The organism is Halobacteriovorax sp. GFR8 (assembly GCF_050955245.1).
Lineage (GTDB): Bacteria > Bdellovibrionota > Bacteriovoracia > Bacteriovoracales > Bacteriovoracaceae > Halobacteriovorax_A.
This window is the reverse complement of record NZ_JBPBLR010000002.1, coordinates 995,899-1,019,196: the sequence shown is the minus strand read 5'-3', so window position 1 is coordinate 1,019,196 and position 23,298 is coordinate 995,899. Positions and strand designations below refer to the sequence as shown.

At 37.3% G+C, this 23,298-nt stretch carries 24 protein-coding genes; 15 read left to right on the top strand and 9 right to left on the bottom strand.

Features of this window, described 5'->3' with window-relative positions; translation table 11 throughout:
- Positions 1 to 984 carry a hypothetical protein gene (locus ACRXC1_RS05500; protein WP_433657144.1) on the top strand — a complete coding sequence of 328 codons (984 nt, stop codon included), beginning with the start codon at positions 1 to 3 and terminating at the stop codon, positions 982 to 984.
- A 51-nt stretch (positions 985 to 1,035) separates the two neighbouring features.
- Here ACRXC1_RS05500 and ACRXC1_RS05495 read toward each other — a convergent pair whose 3' ends face one another.
- Positions 1,036 to 2,367, bottom strand: coding sequence for a S8 family peptidase (locus tag ACRXC1_RS05495; RefSeq protein ID WP_392907509.1), 1,332 nt, complete (start codon positions 2,365 to 2,367; stop codon positions 1,036 to 1,038).
- A gap of 223 nt (positions 2,368 to 2,590) precedes the next feature.
- On the opposite strand from ACRXC1_RS05495, the gene hemC reads away from it, so the two are divergent.
- The 6 genes from hemC to ACRXC1_RS05465 all read left to right on the top strand — a co-directional run bounded on the left by hemC (position 2,591) and on the right by ACRXC1_RS05465 (position 9,400).
- On the top strand, positions 2,591 to 4,120 hold the full coding sequence (gene hemC, locus ACRXC1_RS05490; protein ID WP_433657141.1) for a hydroxymethylbilane synthase: 1,530 nt from the start codon (positions 2,591 to 2,593) through the stop codon (positions 4,118 to 4,120).
- A gap of 24 nt (positions 4,121 to 4,144) precedes the next feature.
- Entirely contained in the window at positions 4,145 to 5,416 is a 1,272-nt protein-coding gene (locus ACRXC1_RS05485; protein WP_433657139.1) for a glutamate-1-semialdehyde 2,1-aminomutase, read from the top strand.
- Complete coding sequence (locus ACRXC1_RS05480) at positions 5,407 to 6,321, top strand: sensor histidine kinase (protein ID WP_433657137.1); 915 nt, start codon at positions 5,407 to 5,409, stop codon at positions 6,319 to 6,321. The genes ACRXC1_RS05485 and ACRXC1_RS05480 overlap by 10 nt, the downstream gene beginning before the upstream one ends.
- Positions 6,314 to 7,012: a response regulator transcription factor gene (locus ACRXC1_RS05475; RefSeq protein ID WP_392907501.1), complete on the top strand. Its 699-nt coding sequence runs from the start codon at positions 6,314 to 6,316 to the stop codon at positions 7,010 to 7,012. The genes ACRXC1_RS05480 and ACRXC1_RS05475 overlap by 8 nt, the downstream gene beginning before the upstream one ends.
- A 2-nt stretch (positions 7,013 to 7,014) precedes the next feature.
- A complete protein-coding gene (locus ACRXC1_RS05470) occupies positions 7,015 to 8,052 on the top strand; it encodes a uroporphyrinogen decarboxylase family protein (protein ID WP_392907499.1) in 1,038 nt (345 codons plus the stop codon).
- 148 nt (positions 8,053 to 8,200) lie between these two features.
- A complete protein-coding gene (locus ACRXC1_RS05465; protein ID WP_433657135.1) occupies positions 8,201 to 9,400 on the top strand; it encodes a M20/M25/M40 family metallo-hydrolase in 1,200 nt (399 codons plus the stop codon).
- A 64-nt stretch (positions 9,401 to 9,464) separates the two neighbouring features.
- Here the strand turns inward: ACRXC1_RS05465 and ACRXC1_RS05460 are convergent, their stop codons facing one another.
- Genes ACRXC1_RS05460 through ACRXC1_RS05445 form a run of 4 tightly spaced genes read right to left on the bottom strand, consistent with a single transcriptional unit; the run spans position 9,465 to position 12,663 of the window.
- Complete coding sequence (locus ACRXC1_RS05460; protein ID WP_433657133.1) at positions 9,465 to 10,241, bottom strand: exodeoxyribonuclease III; 777 nt, start codon at positions 10,239 to 10,241, stop codon at positions 9,465 to 9,467.
- A 2-nt stretch (positions 10,242 to 10,243) separates the two neighbouring features.
- Positions 10,244 to 11,011 (bottom strand): enoyl-ACP reductase FabI, encoded by a 768-nt coding sequence (locus tag ACRXC1_RS05455; protein ID WP_392907492.1) that lies wholly within the window; start codon positions 11,009 to 11,011, stop codon positions 10,244 to 10,246.
- A 22-nt stretch (positions 11,012 to 11,033) separates the two neighbouring features.
- On the bottom strand, positions 11,034 to 11,711 hold the full coding sequence (locus tag ACRXC1_RS05450; RefSeq protein WP_433657130.1) for a response regulator transcription factor: 678 nt from the start codon (positions 11,709 to 11,711) through the stop codon (positions 11,034 to 11,036).
- A gap of 1 nt (position 11,712) precedes the next feature.
- Complete coding sequence (locus ACRXC1_RS05445) at positions 11,713 to 12,663, bottom strand: sensor histidine kinase (protein ID WP_433657128.1); 951 nt, start codon at positions 12,661 to 12,663, stop codon at positions 11,713 to 11,715.
- An 83-nt stretch (positions 12,664 to 12,746) separates the two neighbouring features.
- Between ACRXC1_RS05445 and deoC the strand changes: the two genes are divergently transcribed.
- From deoC to ACRXC1_RS05430, 3 genes are all read left to right on the top strand, one after another.
- Positions 12,747 to 13,415: a deoxyribose-phosphate aldolase gene (gene deoC / locus ACRXC1_RS05440; RefSeq protein WP_392907484.1), complete on the top strand. Its 669-nt coding sequence runs from the start codon at positions 12,747 to 12,749 to the stop codon at positions 13,413 to 13,415.
- 72 nt (positions 13,416 to 13,487) lie between these two features.
- Positions 13,488 to 13,775 (top strand): hypothetical protein, encoded by a 288-nt coding sequence (locus tag ACRXC1_RS05435; RefSeq protein ID WP_433657126.1) that lies wholly within the window; start codon positions 13,488 to 13,490, stop codon positions 13,773 to 13,775.
- A 90-nt stretch (positions 13,776 to 13,865) separates the two neighbouring features.
- Positions 13,866 to 14,135: a flagellar protein gene (locus ACRXC1_RS05430; protein WP_392907480.1), complete on the top strand. Its 270-nt coding sequence runs from the start codon at positions 13,866 to 13,868 to the stop codon at positions 14,133 to 14,135.
- Here the strand turns inward: ACRXC1_RS05430 and ACRXC1_RS05425 are convergent.
- Together ACRXC1_RS05425 and ACRXC1_RS05420 are read right to left on the bottom strand one after the other, a co-directional pair.
- The gene (locus ACRXC1_RS05425; protein WP_433657124.1) at positions 14,130 to 15,161 is read right to left on the bottom strand and encodes a CpaF family protein; all 1,032 of its coding nucleotides are present in this window, start codon (positions 15,159 to 15,161) and stop codon (positions 14,130 to 14,132) included. The two genes, ACRXC1_RS05430 and ACRXC1_RS05425, sit on opposite strands and share 6 nt — an antisense overlap.
- Positions 15,162 to 15,183: 22 nt before the next feature.
- A complete protein-coding gene (locus ACRXC1_RS05420) occupies positions 15,184 to 15,861 on the bottom strand; it encodes a hypothetical protein (protein ID WP_433657122.1) in 678 nt (225 codons plus the stop codon).
- Positions 15,862 to 15,934: 73 nt separating this feature from the next.
- Here ACRXC1_RS05420 and ACRXC1_RS05415 point away from each other — a divergent pair, with 73 nt between their 5' ends.
- The 4 genes from ACRXC1_RS05415 (at position 15,935) to ACRXC1_RS05400 (ending at position 18,035) form a co-directional block, all read left to right on the top strand.
- Positions 15,935 to 16,435 (top strand): hypothetical protein, encoded by a 501-nt coding sequence (locus tag ACRXC1_RS05415; RefSeq protein ID WP_392907473.1) that lies wholly within the window; start codon positions 15,935 to 15,937, stop codon positions 16,433 to 16,435.
- Positions 16,422 to 16,769 carry a hypothetical protein gene (locus ACRXC1_RS05410; RefSeq protein WP_392907471.1) on the top strand — a complete coding sequence of 116 codons (348 nt, stop codon included), beginning with the start codon at positions 16,422 to 16,424 and terminating at the stop codon, positions 16,767 to 16,769. The genes ACRXC1_RS05415 and ACRXC1_RS05410 overlap by 14 nt, the downstream gene beginning before the upstream one ends.
- Before the next feature lie 9 nt (positions 16,770 to 16,778).
- On the top strand, positions 16,779 to 17,282 hold the full coding sequence (locus ACRXC1_RS05405) for a YtfJ family protein (RefSeq protein WP_392907470.1): 504 nt from the start codon (positions 16,779 to 16,781) through the stop codon (positions 17,280 to 17,282).
- Positions 17,283 to 17,426: 144 nt separating this feature from the next.
- Positions 17,427 to 18,035 carry a transposase gene (locus ACRXC1_RS05400; RefSeq protein ID WP_433657120.1) on the top strand — a complete coding sequence of 203 codons (609 nt, stop codon included), beginning with the start codon at positions 17,427 to 17,429 and terminating at the stop codon, positions 18,033 to 18,035.
- Between the two features lie 50 nt (positions 18,036 to 18,085).
- Here the strand turns inward: ACRXC1_RS05400 and ACRXC1_RS05395 are convergent, their stop codons facing one another.
- Complete coding sequence (locus ACRXC1_RS05395) at positions 18,086 to 19,756, bottom strand: CRTAC1 family protein (protein ID WP_433657118.1); 1,671 nt, start codon at positions 19,754 to 19,756, stop codon at positions 18,086 to 18,088.
- 75 nt (positions 19,757 to 19,831) lie between these two features.
- Positions 19,832 to 21,598, bottom strand: a complete 1,767-nt coding sequence (locus ACRXC1_RS05390) for an acyl-CoA dehydrogenase family protein (RefSeq protein WP_433657116.1) — start codon at positions 21,596 to 21,598, stop codon at positions 19,832 to 19,834.
- Between the two features lie 243 nt (positions 21,599 to 21,841).
- Between ACRXC1_RS05390 and ACRXC1_RS05385 the strand changes: the two genes are divergently transcribed.
- Positions 21,842 to 23,293 carry a hypothetical protein gene (locus ACRXC1_RS05385; RefSeq protein WP_433657114.1) on the top strand — a complete coding sequence of 484 codons (1,452 nt, stop codon included), beginning with the start codon at positions 21,842 to 21,844 and terminating at the stop codon, positions 23,291 to 23,293.
- The last annotated feature ends 5 nt before the right edge of the window (positions 23,294 to 23,298 follow it).

Sequence of the window (23,298 nt, the reverse complement as noted above, 5' to 3'; positions counted from 1 at the left end):
ATGTATAAAAGAATTCAACAGGCGGTTCAAAATATTACAAGTGAAGCAAGTGCTAGCAAAGAGCTAAAAGAACGAGACATTCAGTCAGAGAAATCGAAGGTTCTCATTATAAGTAATAATGAAAGCATTACTGAACGACTATCTTCAATTCTTGATGATACTTACGAGATTGTACAACGAGATAGTATTTCTATGATCATGCAAGTTTTTGCCAATGTTAAGAAAAACGATATCGACCTTATTCTCTTTTATGATTCAGACTTAAATAAAGATCTTTCAATTTTTTCAACTTTAAGAAAATATCCACGTTTCTCAAATATTCCCATTATTGTGTTAGCACAAGAAATAACAGAAAAGCGTAAATCACATTATCTTGAGAATGACTTAAATGACTTTATCGATCTTCAAAGCTTTCCTCTTATCAAACAACTTGCAAATTCAAAAATTAAACTTCAGTCAAGAATTAACTCAATCATCAATTACTCTATTGATCATAATAGCGGCCTTGATATCGTCAACAATGCGCAAATGCATCTTAGAACATTGGCCGATGTCGCGAGTTGTGCACGAACATTGAAGTTATTCACCAATGCAACAATTACGCAGGAGAGGGCATTCTTTGAAATCATTTTAAACTCCCTAGAACATGGACAGTTAAAAATTGATAAGAACGAGCGTCAAAAAGTAAAGGATAATGGTGACTATGAAAATTACCTCGACATACTTTGCGATCGAAATAAAGAAGCAGTCATCGTAACTTATGAAAAACTAGAAGATTCATACCGAATCTCTGTTATTGACGGAGGTGATGGTTTTAACTTTAAGAGGTACCTAAGGCCTAACCTAAGTAACTCGACAAATGAGACAGAAAAAGGCATTGCGATAGCCAATAGTACGAAAGGAATAGAGTTAAATTATATTGCCCCTGGAAATATTGTTGAGATCAATATCCCACATCAAGAAAAGTTTAAACTTTGGCATTAGGGCGAAGTTTAAAGAGATAAAAAAAGGCCCTTGATTTAGGGCCTCTATAAATTAAAGACTTTCTAAAGCAGAATATAGGTCAACAACCCCTCCTGTTAGGATATCACCATCCATTGAGGACTTTGTTGTCACACTATTCATTAATACATTTTTTAATTCAACAGCAGTTAAATAAGGATGTCTTGAAAGAACTTCAGCTGCTACTCCTGTCGTATTAGGAGAGGCCATGGAAGTTCCTGACATATTTCCATAACGATTTCCTGGAGTTGTTGAGTAAATAGAAGATCCTGGTGCAGCAACATCAACACTTACAAAACCGTAGTTTGAGAAATAAGAAAAGCGACCATAACGAGTTGAAGAAGCGACAACTAACATCCCCTCACTATCGTAAGAAGCAGGATAAGTTAGTTTTGTATCAATGTTTTGAGAACTATTACCTGCACTCACAACAACTAGAGTGTTATAAGTTTTAGCGATATAATCAATTGTCTCTTTTACCAACATTCCGCCTTCATTATGAGACTTACCAAAAGAGCAGTTAATAACTTTGGCTCCATTTCTTGCAGCATAGAGAAAGCTTTCAGCGATATCCACATCTGTCTCGTCACCATAGCTTGGAACTGAGCGAAGCCCCATGATACGCACATTGGAAGCAACACCGGCAATCCCCACCCCATTGTTTTGAGTAGCTGCAATAGTTCCCGAAACGTGAGTCCCATGTGAATGGCCATCCATCATATCCCCTGTCGCATTTCCATCACTGTCACGCTCTAGAGTATTGATACCGTGAATATCATCGATATAACCATTGCCGTCATCATCAATACCGTTACCTGGAATTTCATTTATATTTGTCCACATAACATCTTTTAAGTCTTCGTGATTATAATCAACACCAGTGTCAACAACTGCAACAATAACGGGTTCATTTGAGATGGCCAGGCCACTTTCTTCATAAACCTTATTAACACTCATTCCATGCTTACTTGCATCTTTAAAGGCCCAAAGCTTTGAAAGTTTAGGATCATTTAAAACAGAGCTGTAGATCTCATCACCTTCCTCAACTGATTCTGATTCAATCGCTTCAACAGGTGTTGGAAGTGGCTCTCGTTTTGAGAATGTATCAAACTGAGCATCTTGAACATCTTGATGGGACCTTAGTTTATTAAGAAGGCTTTCATCACCATTTGTGTAGAGAACATATGTGGTTTCAAAAAAGTAAACTGATTTATTTATTCCTTTTAACGCCGGTATATCTTTACCATTCTTTAACTTTACAATAATGCGTTTAGGGTTGATGTTAAGAGACGATGCCTTAGCTGTGATGTTAAGGAAAAAACCTAATAAAATTAGGACTGTCCCTATTAAGATCGATCGATTCATTTGCAATTCCTTTTGCTAATAAAATTTCAATAACTTAAGTGTATCTATAAAAAAACAATATAGAAAATGTCTTTTTCTTACATTTTCACTCGGAGATGGGACCACTTTATATAAAAATCAGATAATAGACTCGCTGCGCATACTTGGTTTTAATGACAATTTCATGACAAAAAAGTAAGTTATCTAATGTATTTTACGTTCACACCATAAACAAGGATTTATTTTGAAATACATCATCGGAACACGTGGCTCTCTATTGGCCCTGACTCAATGTAATCAAGTAAAAGATCAGCTCGAAGAACTAACTGGTGACGAGTTTGAATTAAAAGTAATTAAAACTCAAGGTGACCAAATTGTTGATAAGCCACTTTGGCAACTTGAAGGAAAAGATTTTTTTACAAAAGAACTAGATGCGGCCCTACTTCAGGGAGAGATCGACTTAGTCGTCCACTCATACAAGGACCTAGGAAGTGATAGACCTGAAGGAATAAAGTTGGCAGCAATTTCTAAACGAGCATACGCTTACGATATTCTTTTAATCAAAGAAGAAACTGTTAGTAAGCTAATGGCCAAAGAGCTGACTGAATTTGTCGTGGGTACATCTTCTCCTCGTCGAATTGTAAATATTGAAAGTTCTCTATCTGAATTTCTTCCTTACGGAGACAATGTAAAGGTATCGACTAAGATGCTTCGTGGAAACGTAAATTCACGTATTCAAAAGCTTAGAGAAGATAATTACGATGCTATCGTTCTTGCTATGCCAGGTATTGAAAGACTTGCCATCACAGAAAGTTCTAGAAAAGAACTAGAGGTATTACTGGCAGGTATGACTTATGCAGTTCTTCCTCATAGCCAATTTCCAGCAGCAGCTTCTCAAGGAGCTCTTGGAATTGAATGCCTAGAGACTCGTGATGACAATGGAGTCCTAGCAGAAAAACTTCAAAAACTTCAAGATAAAGATACTGTAAGTGAAGTAAGCCGTGAGCGTAAAGCATTTGCAAGCTACGGAGGTGGTTGTCACCTAGCAGTTGGTATCAACGTTACGAAGAAAGGCGACTACTATATTCATACTCACAAAGGAAAAGTAGACGATAAGGTCATTTATGAAAGACACCTTGAAGGAAGCTTTCCATCTCCAGCTTCAAAAGAGAAGGCCTTTATTGGTCTTCCACATGCTGACCATAGAGAACAAGAATATATCTATTGTGAGTTAATTCACAAAGAGGCCCTAAAGAATGCACGCGTGCCAAATAACGACATTCTTCTTTCTGCACGCTACGGCGTTAGTCTTCTAAAGAATCACGGAAGGTCTGTTTATACGGCCGGAACTTCAACATGGAAGCTACTAGCACAAAATGGTCAGTGGGTACATGGAAGTTGTGACGGACTTGGTGAAGATGTACTAGATAAGATTCGCGACTCAAAGGCCATAGAAGTAATGAATGGGCCCAAAGAAGAGCTAACAATTTTAACTCATAAAGATTCTTATTCGGATTACGGTCAAGTATTTGAATCCTACGAAAAAAGCGACAAAGAAGTACGTGAAAACTTCTTCGATGAGCTTAGACAATGCGATATATTCTTTTGGACAAGCTACTCTCAATACAAAACTTACATTGAGCACTTACCGGAACTTAAAGATAAGTTTCATGCATGTGGCCTAGGTAAGACATTTGAACAACTTTCAAAAGAAGATATCACAGTACGTCCATTTGCCAGCATGGAAGAATTCAAAGTTTGGCTAAAAAAATAAAATTATAAAATTAAAGGAATATATATGAGTAATATGCACACAGAAATTTTTGAAAAAAGTAAGAAGATGGTTCCAGGTGGAGTTCACTCACCTGTTAGATCATTTAAGGGAATGACTTCTACTCCTAAATTTTTTAAGAGCGCTAAAGGTGCCTACTTTACTGATATTGAAGGTAAAGATTATATCGACTTTTGCATGAGCTTTGGACCACTAGTTCTTGGTCACCAAAATGAAATAGTGAAAGAAAAATTAACTGAGGCCCTAGGTCGTGGTTGGAGTTATGGCGCTTGTGAACCTTATTCAGTAGACCTTGCCGAGTATCTACTTTCACGTCTTTCTCACGTTGATCAAATTAGATTTGTAAACTCAGGAACCGAAGCGGTTATGACAGCTCTTCGTCTTGCTCGTGGTGTGACAGGAAAGAATAAAATTATCAAGTTCAATGGCTGTTACCACGGACACGTTGATGCCATGTTGATTAAAGCAGGTTCAGGTCTTGCTGGTGCTGCTGAATCTTCTTCTCTTGGTGTTCCTAAAGGTGTAGCTGATGACACACTTATTCTAGAGCTTGAAGACCTAGAAGGTGTAAAGAAGTGCTTTGAAGATCACAAAGATGAAATCGCAGCAATCATTATCGAGCCTCTACCAGCTAATAACGGACTTCTTATTCAAGACCAAGCATTTCTTGAAGGCTTAAGAGAAATTACAAAAGCAAATAATGCTCTTTTAATTTTTGACGAAGTTATCTCTGGTTTCCGTGTTGCATTCGGTGGTATGGCAGAGCTTACAGGAATCACTCCTGATATCGTAACTTACGGTAAGGTTATCGGTGGAGGCCTTCCAGTTGGTGCCATTGCTGCAAAAACAGAAATCATGGAGCACCTTGCTCCAGTTGGCGGTGTTTACCAAGCCGGTACTCTAAGTGCAAACCCATTAGCTATGGTTGGTGGACTTGAAACACTTAAGCAGATGACAAAAGAAAGCTACAAAGAGCTTGAAGATAACACTCTTAGAATTGTGAATATCTTTAAGAAGTGGTTAGCAGAATATAATGATGGCCAATTTTCAAATTACAACATCATTCACCACTCTTCTCTATTTTGGATCGTTCCAGGAGATAAAATCAAGTCAGTTGGAAATATTCCAGGCAATATCGGTGAAGACTTTGTTCCATTATTTGAATTACTTCTTGAAAAAGGAATCTACCTATCTCCAAATGCATATGAAGTAGGATTCGGCTCACTTGCACATAATGAAGAAGTTGCTAAGGATTTAGAGAACAGACTTTGGAACTAAAGAAATCTTCTTCTCCATTCTTTCTAATCTCGACAATAACGACGGGACTTATCGGGCTCTTTGGCCTGTGGTGGCTCTTTTTAATATTTAAGATGAGTGATCGCTTGGCAAAACTTAATAGTACAGAGGGCCCAGATATTGGCTCACTTATTAAATGGGAAGGAATTACATTCTTAGTTCTTATACTCATTCTAGTGAGTTCGCACACTCTCCTCTTTATTAGAGATCAAAGAAAAAATCGCTCGATTGCAGCTTTCTTTGCCGGTCTTACACATGAACTGAAGACCCCACTAGCAAGTATTAAGCTACAGTCAGAAGTAATTAAAGATGAAGTTGAAAAAGATTCCAATCAGAGACTACAGAGACTTACGACACGATTAATTGACGATACAATTCGTCTTGAGAATCAAATGGATAAGATCCTGCAACTTTCTCGAATCGAGCGAGGTGGAAATTTAAACTCAACAGATATTGAAATTAATCACTTCCTTGAAAAAATCATTCAAGGTGGCTACCAAGAAAAGCTTCAGGTAACGATAAATAAAGACACAGAAAATATAAGCCTACAAGCGGATGAGTTTGCTTTAAGTATTATTTTTAAGAACCTTTTAGAAAATACGATTTCCCATACGGATTCAAATGAAGTGGAGATTCACATAAGTACAAAAGGCGAAGCAGTTCATATCAGATACCATGATCGTGGCAGCTTCAGTGGTGATGTCAAAAAACTTGGAAAACTTTTCTACAAGCATCAATCAACGAAAGGTTCAGGGATTGGCCTCTACCTATCTAAGAAGCTTATTGAAACGATGAAAGGACAATTTGATATCACTTTAGATAAAGGTCTTATCTTCGATATTCAGCTACCAATGTCTGAACAAAGTGACGGAGGAAAAGATGAGTAATTTTGGCAAAATTCTTGTCGTTGAAGACGATAACAACCTTGGAGATACGCTAAGTGAATACTTGGGAGATATTGGCCATGAGTGCCGATTAGCTAAGAATGTTAAAGATGCTCGCTATTACTTTGAAGACTTTAAACCGAATATCATCTTGATGGATATTGGGCTTCCTGATGGCAATGGAATTGACCTTGCCAAAGAATTTAGAAAGATTAGAAAAGACTTTATTCTTCTTTTCTTATCTGCCCTAAATGATCCTCAAACAAAAGTTGAAGGCTTTGAGGCAGGTGGTGAAGACTATATAACTAAGCCGTTTGCTCTAAAAGAGCTAACGATTAGACTTGATCGGCTCTTAAGCTTTAAGACAAATATTGACTCACTAGAAGAAGAAATCTTGATTGGTGACCTAAAGATTTGGCCAAAGCGCTTTGAAGTTCAAGACGGTGATGGAAAGATTCTAAACCTGACGCAAAAAGAGTGTGCCATTTTAGAAATCTTATTAAAGAAGAAAAATGAAGCAGTAGAAAGAGATTTTATTATTGATGAGGTATGGGGTGAGGATAAGTTTCCATCACAACGTACTGTAGATAACTATATTGTTAAACTTAGAAAATGGGCCGAGAGTGACACTAAGAACTCACTAGAGATTCAAAGTGTTCGCGGAATTGGCTACAAGCTTATTATAAAGGAATAAAAATGGGATTATTTAACGATCGCAAAAATGAAAATGGAAAAGAATTTGTACCTGTATGGTTTATGAGACAAGCTGGACGCTACCATGATCACTACCAAGGCATGAAGAAAGAAAATACATTCATGGAGCTTTGTAAGAAGCCAGAGCTTGCCTGTGAAGTAACAATGGGACCAATCAATGATTTTAAATTTGATGCTGCTATTCTTTTCTCAGATCTACTTTTCCCACTAGAACAAATGGGAATGGGACTAGAGTACGCACCAGGACCAAAGCTTGAAATGAAGCTTGAAACAGTTGCAGATGTAAAAGGTCTTAAATTCTTAGATACAGCAGAGAACTTCTATAAGTTTCAAGGTGAAGCATGTACTCTACTAAAGGATGCTCTTCCAAGTAACAAAACTCTTCTAGGATTCGTTGGAGCACCATTTACTCTATACACATATGCAGTTGAAGGCTCGCACGCGGGAGCTCTTTATAGCTCAAAAATTGGATTATACGACGGACGCTGGGATGCATTTGTTGACCTACTAATTCCAGAGCTACTTGGAGAAATGAGAGCACAGGCCGTTGGTGGTGCAGACGCAATGTGTCTTTTTGACACAGCAGCAGGTGAACTGAACTTTGAAGACTACACTCAAAAAGTTCTTCCTGTACTAAAGAAAGTAACAGCTGAATTCAAAAAAGAATTCCCAAATAAGAAAGTAATCTACTACTCAAAGATGACTCACCTGAGATACCTACAAGCGATCGAAGATGACAATATTGATGTATTAGGTATCGACTGGCGTCATGACCTTGGTCATGTTTTAAATACACTAGGAAATGACTACTATATTCAAGGTAACCTTGAACCAGCATATCTGGGACTTCCTTGGGAAACTCTAGAGAAGAAATGGATGGATCTCTACGAGTCTGTACAAAATGCCAATGCACCGATGAATAAATGGATTTGCGGACTTGGCCACGGTTGTCTTCAGTGGATCGACCAAGAAAATGTACGCAAGAGTGTAGAGCTAATTCAAACAAGATTCCAATATTAATTATTTGGGCGCGAAGCGCCCAAACTCCCTTCCTATAAGCCCTCTTCATCATCTATGTAAGAAGATAATAGAATCTATCTCTATTTTAATTAACTGATTGCCCCTAAAATAATTTAGTTACAGATATAAAATAACCAAGGAAGGTTAGATGAAAATTACACGCAAGATTTGTTTTCAGTTACTAGCAGGACTCTCTCTACTAACATTTAACTCTTATGCATTTGAGCACAACTACATTGTGACAGGAAAGGACTTATTCCAATCAACACAAAGTCTACACTCAAATCTACAAATCGATATTATCAAGGTTGAAAAAGACCTTGTTATTGCAAAAACAAAAATAATGAGTGAGCAAGCTGAGATCTCTCACCTTGCACACGAAGAGCACCAAAGATGTGGTGGTTTCTTTGCGTTCCAGACAAAAGAAGAAGCACTTCAATTTGTAAAAGAACAAAAAGAAAACTCAAATATTAATGCCTTCTTAGCTGATTACACAATCAATCAAGAAGACCTTGTTAGGTCGGCCATTGCAAATACGAAGGAAAGCTCAATTAGAAGTGTTATTGAAAAGCTTTCAGGCTTCAATAATAGATACTATAAGTCTCAAACTGGTGTTGATTCTCAACGGTGGCTTAAGGACCACTGGACAAGTCTAACATCACACCGTTCAGACATTAGCGTTGATTTCTTTAACCACTCTTCATACCCACAGCCGTCGGTTATTGCGACAATCAAAGGTAAGACTGACGATGTTATTGTTATTGGCGGTCACGGAGACTCAATCGCAGGTTGGTGGGGACGTACAAATGCTCACGCACCAGGTGCCGATGATAATGCTTCAGGTGTAGCAACTGTTACAGAAGTTCTAAAGACTCTAGCGCAAAGTGGCTATCAACCAGAAAAGACAATTATGTTTATGTCTTATGCGGCAGAAGAAGTTGGCCTTCTAGGTTCAAAAGAAATTGCCCAAACTTTTAAAAGACAAGGTAAGAACGTTGTTGGTGTTATGCAACTTGATATGACGAACTTCAATGGTTCAAACGATGACATCACAATCATTACTGATTATACAAATGAAGCACAAAACAACTTCCTTGGTTCTCTACTAGATAAGTATCTTCCAGAGCTTTCTTGGGGACGTGACACTTGTGGATATGCTTGTTCAGACCATGCTTCATGGACGGCGCAAGGCTTCCCTGCTTCAACTCCTTTTGAAACTCGTAAACGTGAAATGAATGGAAAAATCCACTCTTCTCGTGACACCCTGGATAATATGGGAGGAACAGCTGATCACGCTCTAAAGTTTGCAAAACTTGCACTAGCATTCACAATCGAACTTGATAGATAGGAAATCTCTCGACTTTGATAATAATAAAAAAGCCAGCTTTTGCTGGCTTTTTTTTTTATGTCGATTACTTAAATTCAATTGAAAGTGGACAGTGATCACTTCCCATAACATCTGGCTGGTGCCAGCAGTTCTTCACGCGTGATACAAAATCATCTGTTGACCAAAAGTAATCAATACGCCAGCCAACATTTCTTGCACGACAGTCGCCACGATAAGTCCACCAAGTGTAGTGGCCATTTTCTTCTGGAGAAGTGAATTCACGGAAAAGATCAGTAAAACCCTGGGCCTTAAACTCATCCATCCATTCGCGCTCAAGAGGAAGAAACCCCGTTGTCTTCTTATTTGTCTTTGGATTTGCAAGATCATTTTCAGTATGAGCTGTGTTGTAGTCACCACAGATCACAACTTCTTTCTTTGTCTTCTTCTTAAGAGCTAATGCCTTGTCAGCAACGGCACGACAGAAGTCCATTTTATATGGAACACGCCCGTGATCTCTTTGGCCATTTGGGAAGTAGCAATTAAAAAGAATATAATCATCAAATTCAGAAATAATCGTTCGTCCTTCGCAGTCGAACTCAGGGATTCCAAGCCCTACAGTATGCTTAACATTAACACCCTTTCGAACCCAAGTTGCAACTCCTGAATATCCTTTTCTCTCTGCAGGTGCGATAAGCACTTCGTGATGATCAGGATTATTTAAGCGCTCACTTAATTGTTCAGGTAATGCCTTTGTTTCTTGTAGACAAATTACATCTGAATTATCTTCTAAATACCAATCGTAAAAACCTTTCTTTTCGCAGGCCCTAAGACCTGCGACGTTCCAACTAGAAATTTTAGCCAAAACTAAGCTCCTAAGATCGAGATACCAGAGTCAACGTAAAGTACTTGCCCAGTTACACCATTTGCAAGGCGTGAACCTAAGAACACAGCTGCTCCACCAACATCTTCTTGAGTTACGTTACGACGAAGTGGCGACTTCTCTTCAACGTCATTTAAGAAACCTTTAAGCCCTGGAACACCAGAGGCTGCAAGAGTTCTAATTGGACCTGCAGAGATACAGTTTACGCGAATTCCTTCTGGACCTAGATCATCAGCAAGGTATCTCATTGTTGATTCAAGAGATGCCTTAGCAACACCCATTACGTTATAACCATTAAGAACCTTAACTGAACCATGGTAAGTAAGAGCGATAATAGAACAATCTTTTGCCATAAGTGGCTTAAGAACATTACATACACCTAGTAGAGAGTATGCTGAGATATCTTGTGCCATCTTGAAACCTTCACGGCTTGTTTTATGAAAGCGATCCTTAAGATCTGTTTTATCTGCAAACGCAAGTGAGTGAACAATAACATCAACCTCACCCCATTTTTCTTTTACAATCTCGGCCATCTTAGTCATGTGATCTTCATTTTGAACATCTAGTTCAAATGTAAACTCTCCACCAATTTCGGCGCTGAGTGGTTCAACTCTTTTTTGAAGAGCTTCGTTTAAGTATGAAAATGCAAGACGTGCACCTTGCTCTTTCATTTGCTTTGAAATTCCCCATGCAATTGATTTGTCATTTGCAAGGCCTAGGACTAGAACTTTCTTTCCTTCTAAAATTCCCATTTATTACTCCATTTTTATTATATTATTTAATAAATTTGTAACCGACTGAACGGATACTAATTATATGTTTTGGTTCCTTTGGGTTTTCTTCAAAGTATTTTCTAAAACGTACGATGAAGTTGTCAATGGTACGAGTATTTGAATCCTTTTTGTAGCCTAATAATTCAAGTAACTCACCGCGCGTCACCACTTCACCCTCATTTTGAGTTAAAAGTGTCAAAATCTTCACTTCCTGCTCAGTAAGGGCATACTCCTCGCCTTGAGAGCTGGCCTTAAAGTCAGAAAAATTAATCTCATTCGCACCAAATTGATAGACTGACACTTCTTTCTTTGTCCAACTTGAACGCTTTAAAAGACGCTTTACGCGCAAGATGAATTCATCAAGATTAAAAGGTTTTGAAAGATAATCATCTGTCCCCAAATTAAAGCAACGCACCTTCGACTTTGAGCTATCCTTAGCAGAAAGAACAAGGATAGGTGTTTTCTCATTAATCTCACGAATTTGAACGAGGATATCCTCACCGCTTAACACTGGTAACATGAGATCAAGAACAACTAAATCAAAGTCCTGCTCACGATAAAAATTAATCCCCTCGTCTCCACGACTTGCATGGACAACTTCATAACCTTCAAGCTCAAGGTTTAAGATAATTCCTTTGGCAATATTTTGCTCATCTTCAATAAGTAAAATACGACTCATACTAACTAACCTTATTTTTAAAAATTAACTTTAATGTTGTTCCCTGGCCGAGGCCTTCACTGTCGGCACTAATACGGCCACCGTGTATTCTCATAATCTGCATCGCCATATAAAGACCAACCCCACTTCCCTTTGAAGACTTTCCAGCTTGATAGAATTTTTTAAAGATATTCTTGATATCCTTATCCTCGATCCCATCTCCATTATCCACAAAAAAGAGTTCACTAAAGCGTTTCCCCTTTTGGAAGATGATCTCCATTGTCTTATGCTCTTTACTATTATAGCGAATAGCATTTGTCAGAATATTCATTAAGAGAATATCAAATAGCTTGCGATCAAACTCGATAGACTCCTCATCATCGAGATGAACAAAAGAAACCTCAAGTTCAGAAAAATTATGACGATTGCGATGAACAAACTCTTCAATTGTTTGGCGAATATTAATCTGTCTTAGATCCGGCTCGACTTTCTTTTCTTCAAGTCGACCTAACTGTAGGATTTGTTCAATATTATCCCCTAGTCTCTCAGTGTCATGCCTCATAATATCGAGATACTCTAACTGCTTCTCTCTCTCAAAACTGTGACGTTTTAAGGTATCAATGAAGATAGAGATTGAAGCAACAGGAGTCTTAAGCTCATGAGTGAAACCATTAATAAAATTTTGCTGCATACGATAGAGCTGACGAAGCTTTTGATAGTAGTAGAAAACCATACTAAAGCCTACGATAATCAAGGATACTAGTATCGATAGAATGAGAATCATAACCCATGTCTCAGTCTGCTGAAACTGAACGAGAGGGATATTTGATTTCTTCACAAAGTCCGTTAACTTTGCGTTTACCTCTAGGTAAGAAGAAATATAGAGATATAAAGAAATCCCTAAGGCCACCAAGCTCGATATAAAGATAAAGAGTGGGTGAATAAAAAATGGGCCGCGTTTAATAAGTGACATATTGCAAATATTAGCAATTATTGGCACTATAAGTTAAGGAAATAATCTCAATAATATATCAAAGAATTTAAATCGAGGAATTTATGCAAGACATCGCTCAATTTATTGACCACACTTTATTAAAGCCTGAAGCAAGTAGCCTACAAATTAAAAAGCTATGCCAAGAAGCTAATGAGTATGGTTTTAAATCAGTTTGTATAAATCCTAGTAATATTCTTGAAGCAAAGAAACACCTTGATCCAAGTAAGTCTCTTATTTGCACAGTTATCGGTTTTCCACTTGGTGCCATGACAACAGAAACGAAGGTATTTGAAACAAAGGATGCTATCGAAAAAGGTGCCCAAGAAATCGATATGGTTTTAAATATTGGTAGACTTAAGGAAGGAAATCTTGAGTACGTTGAGCAAGATATTGCGGCCGTTGTTAAGGCCGCAAACGGAAAGATTGTTAAGGTTATTTTTGAAACTTGTCTTCTTAATGAAAAAGAAATTCGTTTAGCGGCCAAAGCATCGATAAGTGCTGGAGCTAGCTTCATTAAGACTTCAACAGGATTTTCAAGCGAGGGTGCCAATCCTGAAGTAGTCTCAATAATGATTGATGAGGCTCAAGGAAAATGTGAAGTTAAGGCCTCTGGTGGCGTTAGAAGTCTAGAGGATGCTCGTAAATATCTAGAAATGGGTGTAAAAAGACTGGGAACAAGTTCTGGTGTCGCAATTATGGAAGGTGAAAAAAATATCACAACTTCTTACTAATGTGTAAGTTTGCATCTGAGTATGCTATTGATAGAAGTAGATGAGAGAGAGGGACTCACACAAGGAGTTTTCATGAAGTCTATTTTGCTATCAGCAACTGTAACTTTAGTTTCAATCAAGGCGTACGCAAGTCTGCCATGTGAGCAACTCGACCAAAACCTAGCTTATGAAAACACTCGTGAATTCATAAGCATCAAAAAGAAAATCACAGAAAATTCTCAATTAAATGATGACATTCGAAATCGAATTAAATCACTTATTAAGAACACAAGAAATTACTACTTCAAATCGGGATGTCAGAACCTAAGACATCAACAGCTTGGTATTTTACTAGAGCTTAATGAGTTGAAGAAGTTATAAGATTTTCTTTACCGTTGCCTACCTACTATTGCGTCCAGCAAAGTGCCACAATGACTTGAGAGTCATTAGGGCCAAGGCCAGGAAGGTTATATGGAGAGAATCGCACACCAATTAACAATTTCAAAGCATGCAAAGAAGAGACTGCTAGAGCGTCAAATTCACTTTAGCGAAATTGATTATTGCCGCTTAAATGAAGCTGCTCATAAATTGAAATTAAAAGGTTCCAAAGAGTCCTTAGTTATCACAGATGAAGCTGCCTTTATTCTCGACATTGATCGCTACTGTCTAATCACAGCAGTAAATAAAGATGAACTTAGTGATAATATTTTTACTAAGATTGATGCAACAATGATCTTATAAAGTATTCCAGTAATTAGTTGGAAGCTCTCCTTTTTTCGCCAATTCATTAGCAAGGCCAGGAACGGCTCCACCAAAAACGAGTTCACCATTTTCAATCTCAAGAACAGAAGTTGTAAGAATATTATTTCCTTCCATACTATTGACTTCCATCACCTGAGTCACTTTTCTTCTGCCATCGTCTGTTCTTCCAAGCTGAATAATGAAGTCGACAGCTGTTGAAATATATTTTCTTACTACATGATATGGAAGATCAAATCCGGCCATTAAGAATAATGCTTCAACTCTTTGTAAACACTCCACTGGAGAATTAGCATGAATAGATGTCATACTTCCATCATGTCCTGTATTCATGGCCTGAATCATATCAAAAACTTCGGCCCCTCTTACCTCTCCGATAAAGATTCGATCGGGCCTCATTCGAAGAGTATTCTTAACAAGTTGACTCATTGAGAGCCCTTCCTTGCCACTTGTTAGGCCGGCCTCAAGTCTTACACAATTAGTATTGCCCACGACAAGCTCTAGTGTATCCTCAATTGTGATAATTCTTTCGTCTGGAGACACTTCCTTTAGAAGCATATTCATAAAAGTCGTTTTCCCAGAGCCTGTACCACCAGAAATTAGAATATTCTTTTTTGCCTTAATAAGTGATTTGAAAAAAGGAATATACTTTTCACTAATACCAAATAACTGAGAGTGTTTATCTAATTCGAAATTATTTGAAAGGTATTTTCTAATTGTAATGGAAGTGCCTTGAGAAGCGTATGGTTCACTAATAATATTAATACGTGAGCCATCGGGTAACCTTCCATCTAAAATAGGGTTCTCATTTGAAAACTTCTTCTTATTAAATAGTGCGACTTCATTAGAAAATTCGAGAATATCTTTTTTATTAAGAGCAACATTAAGTCCAATAAACTCTCCTCCTCTTTCAACAAAAACATTCTTTGTTCCGTTAATCACGATTTCAGAAATTCCTTTCTTCGTCGAAAGATCTTCTAACATTTTCCACACACTATTATCTGCCATACTCTTCCTTCTTCACACTATCTTAAACTGTTTTCGACGCAATCAAGTCAGTGTCTCCAATACTTAAGGCGTAATTAATTATATTTTTTTGTAGTTGGTATTTCTGGTCTGTTGCAAGCATCGACTCAATCGTCTCAAAGCTCTGTTTCGCTCTAATTAGTCCAAAAAGTTTTTCTTCACCTAAGTATTTTAAAAAGTGAACAAGCATTAGTATCAAGATATCAATACGAATATTTCTATTTTTAGATTGAGCTAATAGTTGATCAATTCTTCGATCCGGGAAATAAGGGTGCTCCTCAATACTATCAAGATCAGATTCATAACAAGAAACTTTTAGGTACATACCAAGTGAAATTAAACGAGAGTAGCCACTTACCGTTTTATCGCGAAATCGTGATTCAATCTTTTTGATATCTTCAACCTCTTCTGTCAAAACAGCATGAGGGTGATTACTATTGTAGAGAAAGTTCATGTAGTAGGCCAAGAGACGATCACGAATTCCATGCCAACCATACTTCTTTACTAGAGAGGTTAAATCAGTCTCCTCACCGCCATTTAAAATACGATAAAGAATCCTGGCCATTGCAGGTGATTCAAAGAGAAATCTTTGTAAATCAACAGATGTGTTACTTGAGCTTGAAACATCACTCAAAAGTAACTGACAAAATCTCTCGGGAAGTTCTACATAATCTAATTCCATAAAACTATGATAAATGAGATTTAGGTGAGATTCCAGCTTTATATTAATAAGCTGCTGCTGTTATAATAGATCTATGAAAACACCCATTTTAGAAGAATTTAAACTCAAGGCCATTGATAAAGAAGAAATAAAACTGGCCATGAAAACTTACCGTGTTGGTCATCAGCCACTTTATCTCGATGCATCGAAACTCCAAAGAGATCGACTCATTAAATTGCTAGGACTCTTATCTAATGTTTTAGAGGAAGAAAACCTTTCACCAAAGTTTCCTTATCCCTTCTACATCATCTCGGATATTGAAGATATTTGGACTCGTTTTCCTATCTTTAAGTCACTTGAGGATCTTCCCAAGTACTACCAATTTGAAGCGGCCAGGCCTACAAACAAAGAACAGAAAATATTGGACTTCATTGATATCTCAGCTTCTAATATAAGAAATGAAGATGTACAGTTATGTCTGGATGAATTCGGACGAACGATTTCTTCACAGAGAATCATTAAAGCACTTGCTAAAGAAGGTTCGAAACTTGAAAAGATAATTTCAATCATGGAAGACGAAAATGTCAGAAGATAATCAAAATGATGACCTTAAAAAAATTGATCAGCATATAAAGAAGGTCTTAGGAGATGAATTCGCTCCTCCTCCTAAGAAGCAGTCTTCAGGTAATGAAGAGCATAAGCTGACAAACTTTCTCGATATAGAAAAAAATCGCATCAAGCAGCTAAAGGACTTCTTTCAAACGAGAGTTCCAAATGTTATTGAATTAAATCAATTTGATGAACTGATGCAAGAGTTAGTTGAGTATAATGACCAACTTCGAGCAAAAGTGTTAAAGAAGACAGTTCAAAAAGACTCTAAATTTAGTTTAAACTTAAAACAAATATTTAATAAAACTTTTATCGAATAGGAGAAGTGAATGAAGAAGATTTTTATGATGGCACTTTTATGTGTATCAACTTTAGCAATGAAGCCTGCAATTGTTGAAATTTCAGGTGAAAATGGTGGTCGCCTAAATGGAAAGGCCTGGTCTTCATCAGAGCTAAAAGATAAAGTTCACGTTCTATTCTACGTTGACCCTGACGAAAAAGACTTAAATAATCACGCCTCAGAGGCCCTTGCACGCGAAAAATTTGATCTTAAAAAGTATGCTTCTATTGCAGTTATTAATATGGATGCAACTTGGCTTCCAAACTCAATCCTTGAGGGTGCTCTAGAGGACAAGCAAAAGAAATATCCTAACACTCTTTATGTAAAAGACCTTGAAAAAGTAATCGTTAAAAAGTGGAAAGGAATCGTAAAGGATGACGACTCGAATATCCTTGTTTTCGATAAGTCAGGTAGCATTGTTTATAAGATCAATGGAAAAGCAAGCGATGCTCAAGTGAAAGAGATGATCTCAATTATTAAAAAGAATATGTAGGTGCCTATGTAGGTGCCATGCACCTTTGGTTTCGCACCTGCTAACAAGCGGGTGCAAAATCTCCCCTATTTTCACATACGAAATATTCAAATAAATACTCCTTTTTTAATTTTATTCATTCCTAAACTCAGTTATCAGTGCTGAATGCCAAGAAAACCAATAATTAGAACAAATCTTTGTCCGTACCACGTTTATATCAGAACAAATAATAAGGAATGGTTCGATATTCCCATGCCTACCGTTTGGAACTATTGTTTGAAATCAATCAAATATGCTCAAAATCACCATCCAGTCGAAATCCAAGCATTTGTATTAATGACAAATCACTATCATCTCTTAATCTGGACTCCAAATTTTGATATCGATCGTTTTATGTTCTTTATGAATTCCCACTTAAGTAAGCTGATAAGAAGAGAGACAGGTCGAATCAATCGTATATTTGGAGATCGCTATAAGTGGTCAATTGTTAAAGACCAAAAGTATTATCAAACGGTATTGCGTTACGTCTATCAAAACCCGAATCGCAAAGGAATTACACAAAAGTGTCAGGATTATGAGTTTTCGACTCTGTCTTATGTAATTAAAAATGAGGATTTGGGATTTAAATTAAAAGATCCAATAATTGGAGATACTAAAAATTTCTTAGAGTGGGTAAACCAAGAAGACGAGAAGTTTTCATCTACTAGAATTAAAGATGCTTTAACAAGGCCAGAGTTTAAAATAAAAAATAATAGAACTTCCCGTCGTATTTAGCAGGTGCGAAACCAAAGGTGCATGGCACCTACTCTAAAGGTGCATGGCACCTACTCTTTTATGATTGTCGTTGAGTTCATCAAGACAGGATAAGTTTTTCTAAGCTTCTTCCCATTTTTTAATAAATAGGGCCATTCAACGACAACTTCACTAACCTTCTCATCTCCAAGACCAATGTGAATATAAGATGTATTTTGAGGCTGAAATTGCCCAAAAGATGGATAGTGTTGGCGAGTAAAAGTATTGCCCTTATCTGTATCTACGATAACCTTCGCACCATAAGCTTCTTTATTAGACTTTTTTCCAATGAGCTTAAGTTTGATAAAATTCTTTTGCGGGAGTTGATTTTCGAATAAATAAACTCTCGGCCCAATTCTAAAATCACGAGTATTCGTTTGAATCGTTAGAATATCCATTCTCCCATCATCGTTAAAGTCTAGGACGACAGTTGAGCTTGGGTTAACAATATCAATTCCAAGGTCTGGCGCACGGTTAACTAACTCATGATCATTTTCTTGTACAAATGAGACAAGTCTTGAGTGAGGCGGAAAGCCAGAGTTATCAACGATTAAATCAATAAGGCCGTCGTTATTTAAGTCACTCCAAAGCCCTCTCATATCACCTTGGTTCCAATTAGCCTTCGCTTCATCATTTGTATACTCTGTACGAATGAAAGAAATATCCTTAAGACCTTTATTCGTCAAAATACTTGAACGATCGCGCGAAGCTAGATCAAGAGAGTGAGAAATTTCTCCCATGGCAATATCGTAGTAGCCATCATTATTATAGTCACCACAAATTGCAAAGGTAGAGTTTCCACCGTTATAGCGGCCACCACTAGTGATTGTATCCATACTGTAACCAGAACTCTTGCCCGTATCAGTGTAGACAATATTTTTTCCACGCTTTGATGAAAGCCAAAGCTTATTTGGATAACCAGCAGAGTTACTCGTTAAGATATCAGGGATGCCGTCATTATTTATATCACAAATACTTGATGAAAAAGTCGGTGCAATATTTATATATGTATCACCACGCTGGTCTAGCTCACTTGTTAGGGCACCGGATATTTCGAAGACCTTACCTTTCTTATAAGTAAAGAGGCGATTCTCAATTGCCTCACCCTCTTTATTACGGTCAAACCAATTAGCGACAAAGAAATCTAAGAGCCCGTCATTATCATAGTCAAAGAGGTTAACGTTTGAAATTGGTGCAATGAAGTCAAAGCTGGTTTCACCAAGCTTTCTAAAGACAATGCCATTATTACGAGAAGGGCTTCCCTTATACGAAACAAGAGGTTTCTTCGTTAAGGCCGACTTCTGATTATGAATCCCTGTAATAACATCGACAATTCCATCCTTATCAAGGTCCGCAAATTGTAAGAACGTCACCTGAACATCATCTTCAAAGTAGATATTCTTAGCTTTAACAAAGCCTTCATCCGTGGCCAAATAAAACTGAGGAACAGAATAATTCCCATTTAAGAAAACGAGATCCTCTCTTCCATCACCGTTGATATCATATACATAAACACGTGATGCCTTAATACCACTTAGTCCAAGTTTTCTCGTCACATCGACAAATTTCGAAGATGACTTTGTTGGCCCATAATTGAGCCTTACTTGTTTAGTTTTTGATTTCTTTTCTTTCTTTTTAAAAACCTTACTAGAACAAGAAGTTAAGAGTATGGCCGAAGAAAGTAGCAGGAGAGAATATTTCATATCATTATTCTAATAGGCCCCAGCATTTTTTACTAGGGCCTAAGAGATTATTTTTTAAATTGTCATGAAAAATAATTAGAAGTTAATGATATCTAGGCCGTAACCGTCATTTGCGCAAACTTGATCAGAAGTTTCTTTAACAACTTTATCGTCGTGCGAAGTCATTGCCTTAAGATTTGTCACAACAACTGCTCTTGCATCTTTAAGTGCTACACGAGCAAGGTTAAGAGCATAGTCTTTTTTGTCTTGTTCGATCTTGTCACTATTAAGGATTGAAGTTGTACGAGAAATTACAGCTAACATTACATAAAGATTCATCGCCATTTCAGCAATTCTCTTTTGTGGAAGCTCATTTCCAATAATATTCTTACCATACTTCATTAGTGTATTCTCAACTTGAATTGCGAATTGACCAAGAAGAGAATTAAACTTCCCTGCTTCCTTATCAAGCTTAGCGTGATGCTTAGTGATTAGACGTTGCCCAATCATCTTTGATAGACGGCCTTTTGCGAAGTTTGTTAATACACCTACTGACTTAATCGGATCTTGAAGAGCTTTTGAAACATCAGCCGCTTTACCAAGTGCTTTCATGCTTTCAGATGGATTTCTAATACCAGAAAGAGCAAGGAAGATTCTTAAAATTTCGTTTGTTCCTTCAAAGATCATATTAATACGAGAGTCTCTCATAATTCTTTCATATGGATACTCTTTCATATAACCATTACCTGCTGCAATCTGCATCCCTTGATCAACAACTTCCCAAAGAGATTCAGAACCATAGATTTTACAAACAGCTGTTTCTAGGTAGTAGTCGTTTAGACCTTTACACATATTACCAGTTGTCATGTAAACGATTGATTCAGTTGCATAGATTCTTGCTGCCATAAGAGCAAGTTTATCTTGAATAAGGCCAAATTCAGCAATTGGTGCACCAAATTGCTTACGTCCTTTAGCGTGCTCAGTTGCAAGCTTAAGAATTGTCTTCATTCCACCAACACATCCAGCACCAAGTGATAGACGTCCAGAGTTAAGAACGTTCATCGCAATCTTGAAACCTTTTCCAAGCTCACCAAGAATATTTTCTTTAGGAACAATTACTTTATCAAAGTAAACCGCACGTGTTTCAGAGGCGCGGATCCCCATTTTGTTTTCTTTTTCACCAAATGAAAGACCTTCCATTCCCTTTTCGACAACAAAACAAGAGATCTTCTCTTTTGTTTCACCATCTACTTCGTGATCTGTCTTACAAAATACTGAGTAAAATTCTGCTGTACCAGCATTTGTGATCCAAAGCTTCTGTCCAGTGATCGTATATGTACCGTCACCATTATCAACGGCCTTTGTCTTAATCGAATATGCATCAGAACCTGAGCCTGGTTCAGTTAAACAAAATGCTGCTAACTTTTCACCTGAAGCAAGTTGTGGAAGCCACTTTGCTTTTTGCTCTTCAGTTCCTTCATTAAGTAGTGCACGGTAACCAATTGACTGGTGAGCACCAATCATTGTTGCAACTGCACCATCAAAAGAAGCTACTTCTGCAAAAACGCGACTATAAAGAGTATAATCAAGACCAAGACCACCTAGATCTTCATGAACACCCATTCCAAAAAGCCCAAGTTCAGCTAGACCTTGCATTACTTCAGGTGGGATCACACCTTCATGATCCATTTTCTCACCGTCTAAAGTCCCCTCACAGAACTTATTTACAGCGTTCACCATTTCGCGCCCAAAGTCTTGCTGCTCATCAGTAAAACCAGGGTATGGAAATACATTGTCTTCTTTAACTTCACCAAAGAATAGATCTCCAACAATGGAGTCCATCATTTGCTTTTCTTCACTCATCATTAAGTCCTTTTTTAAATCCATCTATGTGGGTAGAAATTTGATTGACTAGAATTCCCTGACATTTTAGCACGACATACGTCAAATAATCAAAGCAAACACTTACTAAAGTTTGTCCGACAAAAACGCTCGGTCAAAAATAAAGAAAATTCTTACCGAATATATCAATGGTTGATGCTTTGGGTAAACAACCTTAAAATACTATAAGGTATTAAAATATAAAAACTTTCAAGAAGAAACTTAATGACGAAAAAGAAAGGATTCTTTTCAAAAATTAAATCAAAGTTATCCAAGGAACAGGATGACAGTGAATTTATTGAGCATGAAGAAACTCTTCACGATGGCGAGGAGTACGAGGAAGAGTACGAAGGCGAAGTCTACGAAGAAGATGTCGACGTCCCTCTTCCACCCCCACCAGCAGCTCAACTAGAAGATCATCAAGAAGATGACAATGTGTTGGAAGACCCAACCCTAGAAGTCTATATTGATGACCTTGAGGCACATTCTGAAGAAGACGCTGGATTCTTATCAAAGCTCAAGAGTAAGCTCTCTAATAAATCAAAAGATGACACAGAAGATGAAGACTCTGAAGAGTTTTCGGATGATGAAGAAGACGAACTAGAAGTAGAATCAGGCAATAAGTACAATGTCATGCAACGTATGCTTGATAAGATTAAATCTAAAACAGAAGACTTTGACTTATCAAAAGTTGGTGCTGGTAAAAGAGGAAAAGGTCACCAATCAGGTGCCCAATACTTCCTTCCTAACCTTCTAAGTAATGAGTCTCGTCCAAAGATTCATCACTACTTCTTAATTCTCTTAACTTGTGCCTTCTTATATCAGATTGGAAAGTTTGCCGCTCTTTTTCTAAGTGGAAAAGATAACAGCGCAAAATTCCAAACAAACTTTAGTCGCCCTACTACATACGACCACAATCCATCAATTGCTAATTTTAGAAATTACAACCCTTTTAATATTCAAGAAGATGAGAATGAAAAAACTGAAACAAAAGTTAAGCGTCCAAAGAATGTTGTTAAGGTTTGTCTTTCGGCCGATCAAGAATCAAGACTTGGCTTTAAGCTGCTAAATACGATCGTTCTACAAAATACAAAGAAGTCAGTTGCGAGTGTTTCTAACCGTGGAAAAGTTGAAAACGTTCGTGTTGGTGGAAAGATCAATAATATTGCAGAAATTGGAAGTATCACTCGCCAGAAAGTTATCTTTAAAAACTTAAGAACTGGTGAATGTGAATTCATTGCAAATGTTGACGAGAAAGCGAAACGTTTTGCACGTAAGGCCAATACAAAGATCCTTCCTCCAAGTAGAGCGAAAGATGTTATGCCTGAGTTCAATAAAGATATTAAAGTTGAAGGAAATAACTTTAAAATCAAGAAAGAACTACGTGACTCTCTCCTAAGTAATATTGGAGACGTTCTTACTCAGGCCAAGGCCATTACAATAAAGAATCCAGATGGATCACTTTGCTTCAAAATGACTGAAGTTAAACCTGGTTCAATCTATTCATACTTAAATGTTCAAAATGATGACATAATTTGTGAAATTAACGGCGCAAAAATCGAGAATATGAATCAAATTATGGGAATGTTTGGAAAAATTAAGTCTACGGACTATTACGAACTCGGTATTAAGAGAAACGGAGTTCAGCAAAGCTACAACTACAATTTTGTCGAATAATTATA

Bases quoted from the DNA above. Each gene is read 5' to 3' on its own strand.
- ACRXC1_RS05395 (WP_433657118.1), bottom strand. From the start codon at position 19,756: ATGAAATATTCTCTCCTGCTACTTTCTTCGGCCATACTCTTAACTTCT.
- ACRXC1_RS05475 (WP_392907501.1), top strand. From the start codon at position 6,314: ATGAGTAATTTTGGCAAAATTCTTGTCGTTGAAGACGATAACAACCTT.
- ACRXC1_RS05465 (WP_433657135.1), top strand. From the start codon at position 8,201: ATGAAAATTACACGCAAGATTTGTTTTCAGTTACTAGCAGGACTCTCT.
- ACRXC1_RS05390 (WP_433657116.1), bottom strand. From the start codon at position 21,598: ATGAGTGAAGAAAAGCAAATGATGGACTCCATTGTTGGAGATCTATTC.
- ACRXC1_RS05500 (WP_433657144.1), top strand. From the start codon at position 1: ATGTATAAAAGAATTCAACAGGCGGTTCAAAATATTACAAGTGAAGCA.
- ACRXC1_RS05405 (WP_392907470.1), top strand. From the start codon at position 16,779: ATGAAGAAGATTTTTATGATGGCACTTTTATGTGTATCAACTTTAGCA.
- ACRXC1_RS05445 (WP_433657128.1), bottom strand. From the start codon at position 12,663: ATGTCACTTATTAAACGCGGCCCATTTTTTATTCACCCACTCTTTATC.
- ACRXC1_RS05385 (WP_433657114.1), top strand. From the start codon at position 21,842: ATGACGAAAAAGAAAGGATTCTTTTCAAAAATTAAATCAAAGTTATCC.
- ACRXC1_RS05450 (WP_433657130.1), bottom strand. From the start codon at position 11,711: ATGAGTCGTATTTTACTTATTGAAGATGAGCAAAATATTGCCAAAGGA.
- ACRXC1_RS05435 (WP_433657126.1), top strand. From the start codon at position 13,488: ATGAAGTCTATTTTGCTATCAGCAACTGTAACTTTAGTTTCAATCAAG.
- ACRXC1_RS05470 (WP_392907499.1), top strand. From the start codon at position 7,015: ATGGGATTATTTAACGATCGCAAAAATGAAAATGGAAAAGAATTTGTA.
- ACRXC1_RS05430 (WP_392907480.1), top strand. From the start codon at position 13,866: ATGGAGAGAATCGCACACCAATTAACAATTTCAAAGCATGCAAAGAAG.
- ACRXC1_RS05485 (WP_433657139.1), top strand. From the start codon at position 4,145: ATGAGTAATATGCACACAGAAATTTTTGAAAAAAGTAAGAAGATGGTT.
- ACRXC1_RS05410 (WP_392907471.1), top strand. From the start codon at position 16,422: ATGTCAGAAGATAATCAAAATGATGACCTTAAAAAAATTGATCAGCAT.
- ACRXC1_RS05400 (WP_433657120.1), top strand. From the start codon at position 17,427: ATGCCAAGAAAACCAATAATTAGAACAAATCTTTGTCCGTACCACGTT.
- ACRXC1_RS05425 (WP_433657124.1), bottom strand. From the start codon at position 15,161: ATGGCAGATAATAGTGTGTGGAAAATGTTAGAAGATCTTTCGACGAAG.
- ACRXC1_RS05495 (WP_392907509.1), bottom strand. From the start codon at position 2,367: ATGAATCGATCGATCTTAATAGGGACAGTCCTAATTTTATTAGGTTTT.
- ACRXC1_RS05455 (WP_392907492.1), bottom strand. From the start codon at position 11,011: ATGGGAATTTTAGAAGGAAAGAAAGTTCTAGTCCTAGGCCTTGCAAAT.
- ACRXC1_RS05420 (WP_433657122.1), bottom strand. From the start codon at position 15,861: ATGGAATTAGATTATGTAGAACTTCCCGAGAGATTTTGTCAGTTACTT.
- deoC (WP_392907484.1), top strand. From the start codon at position 12,747: ATGCAAGACATCGCTCAATTTATTGACCACACTTTATTAAAGCCTGAA.
- ACRXC1_RS05415 (WP_392907473.1), top strand. From the start codon at position 15,935: ATGAAAACACCCATTTTAGAAGAATTTAAACTCAAGGCCATTGATAAA.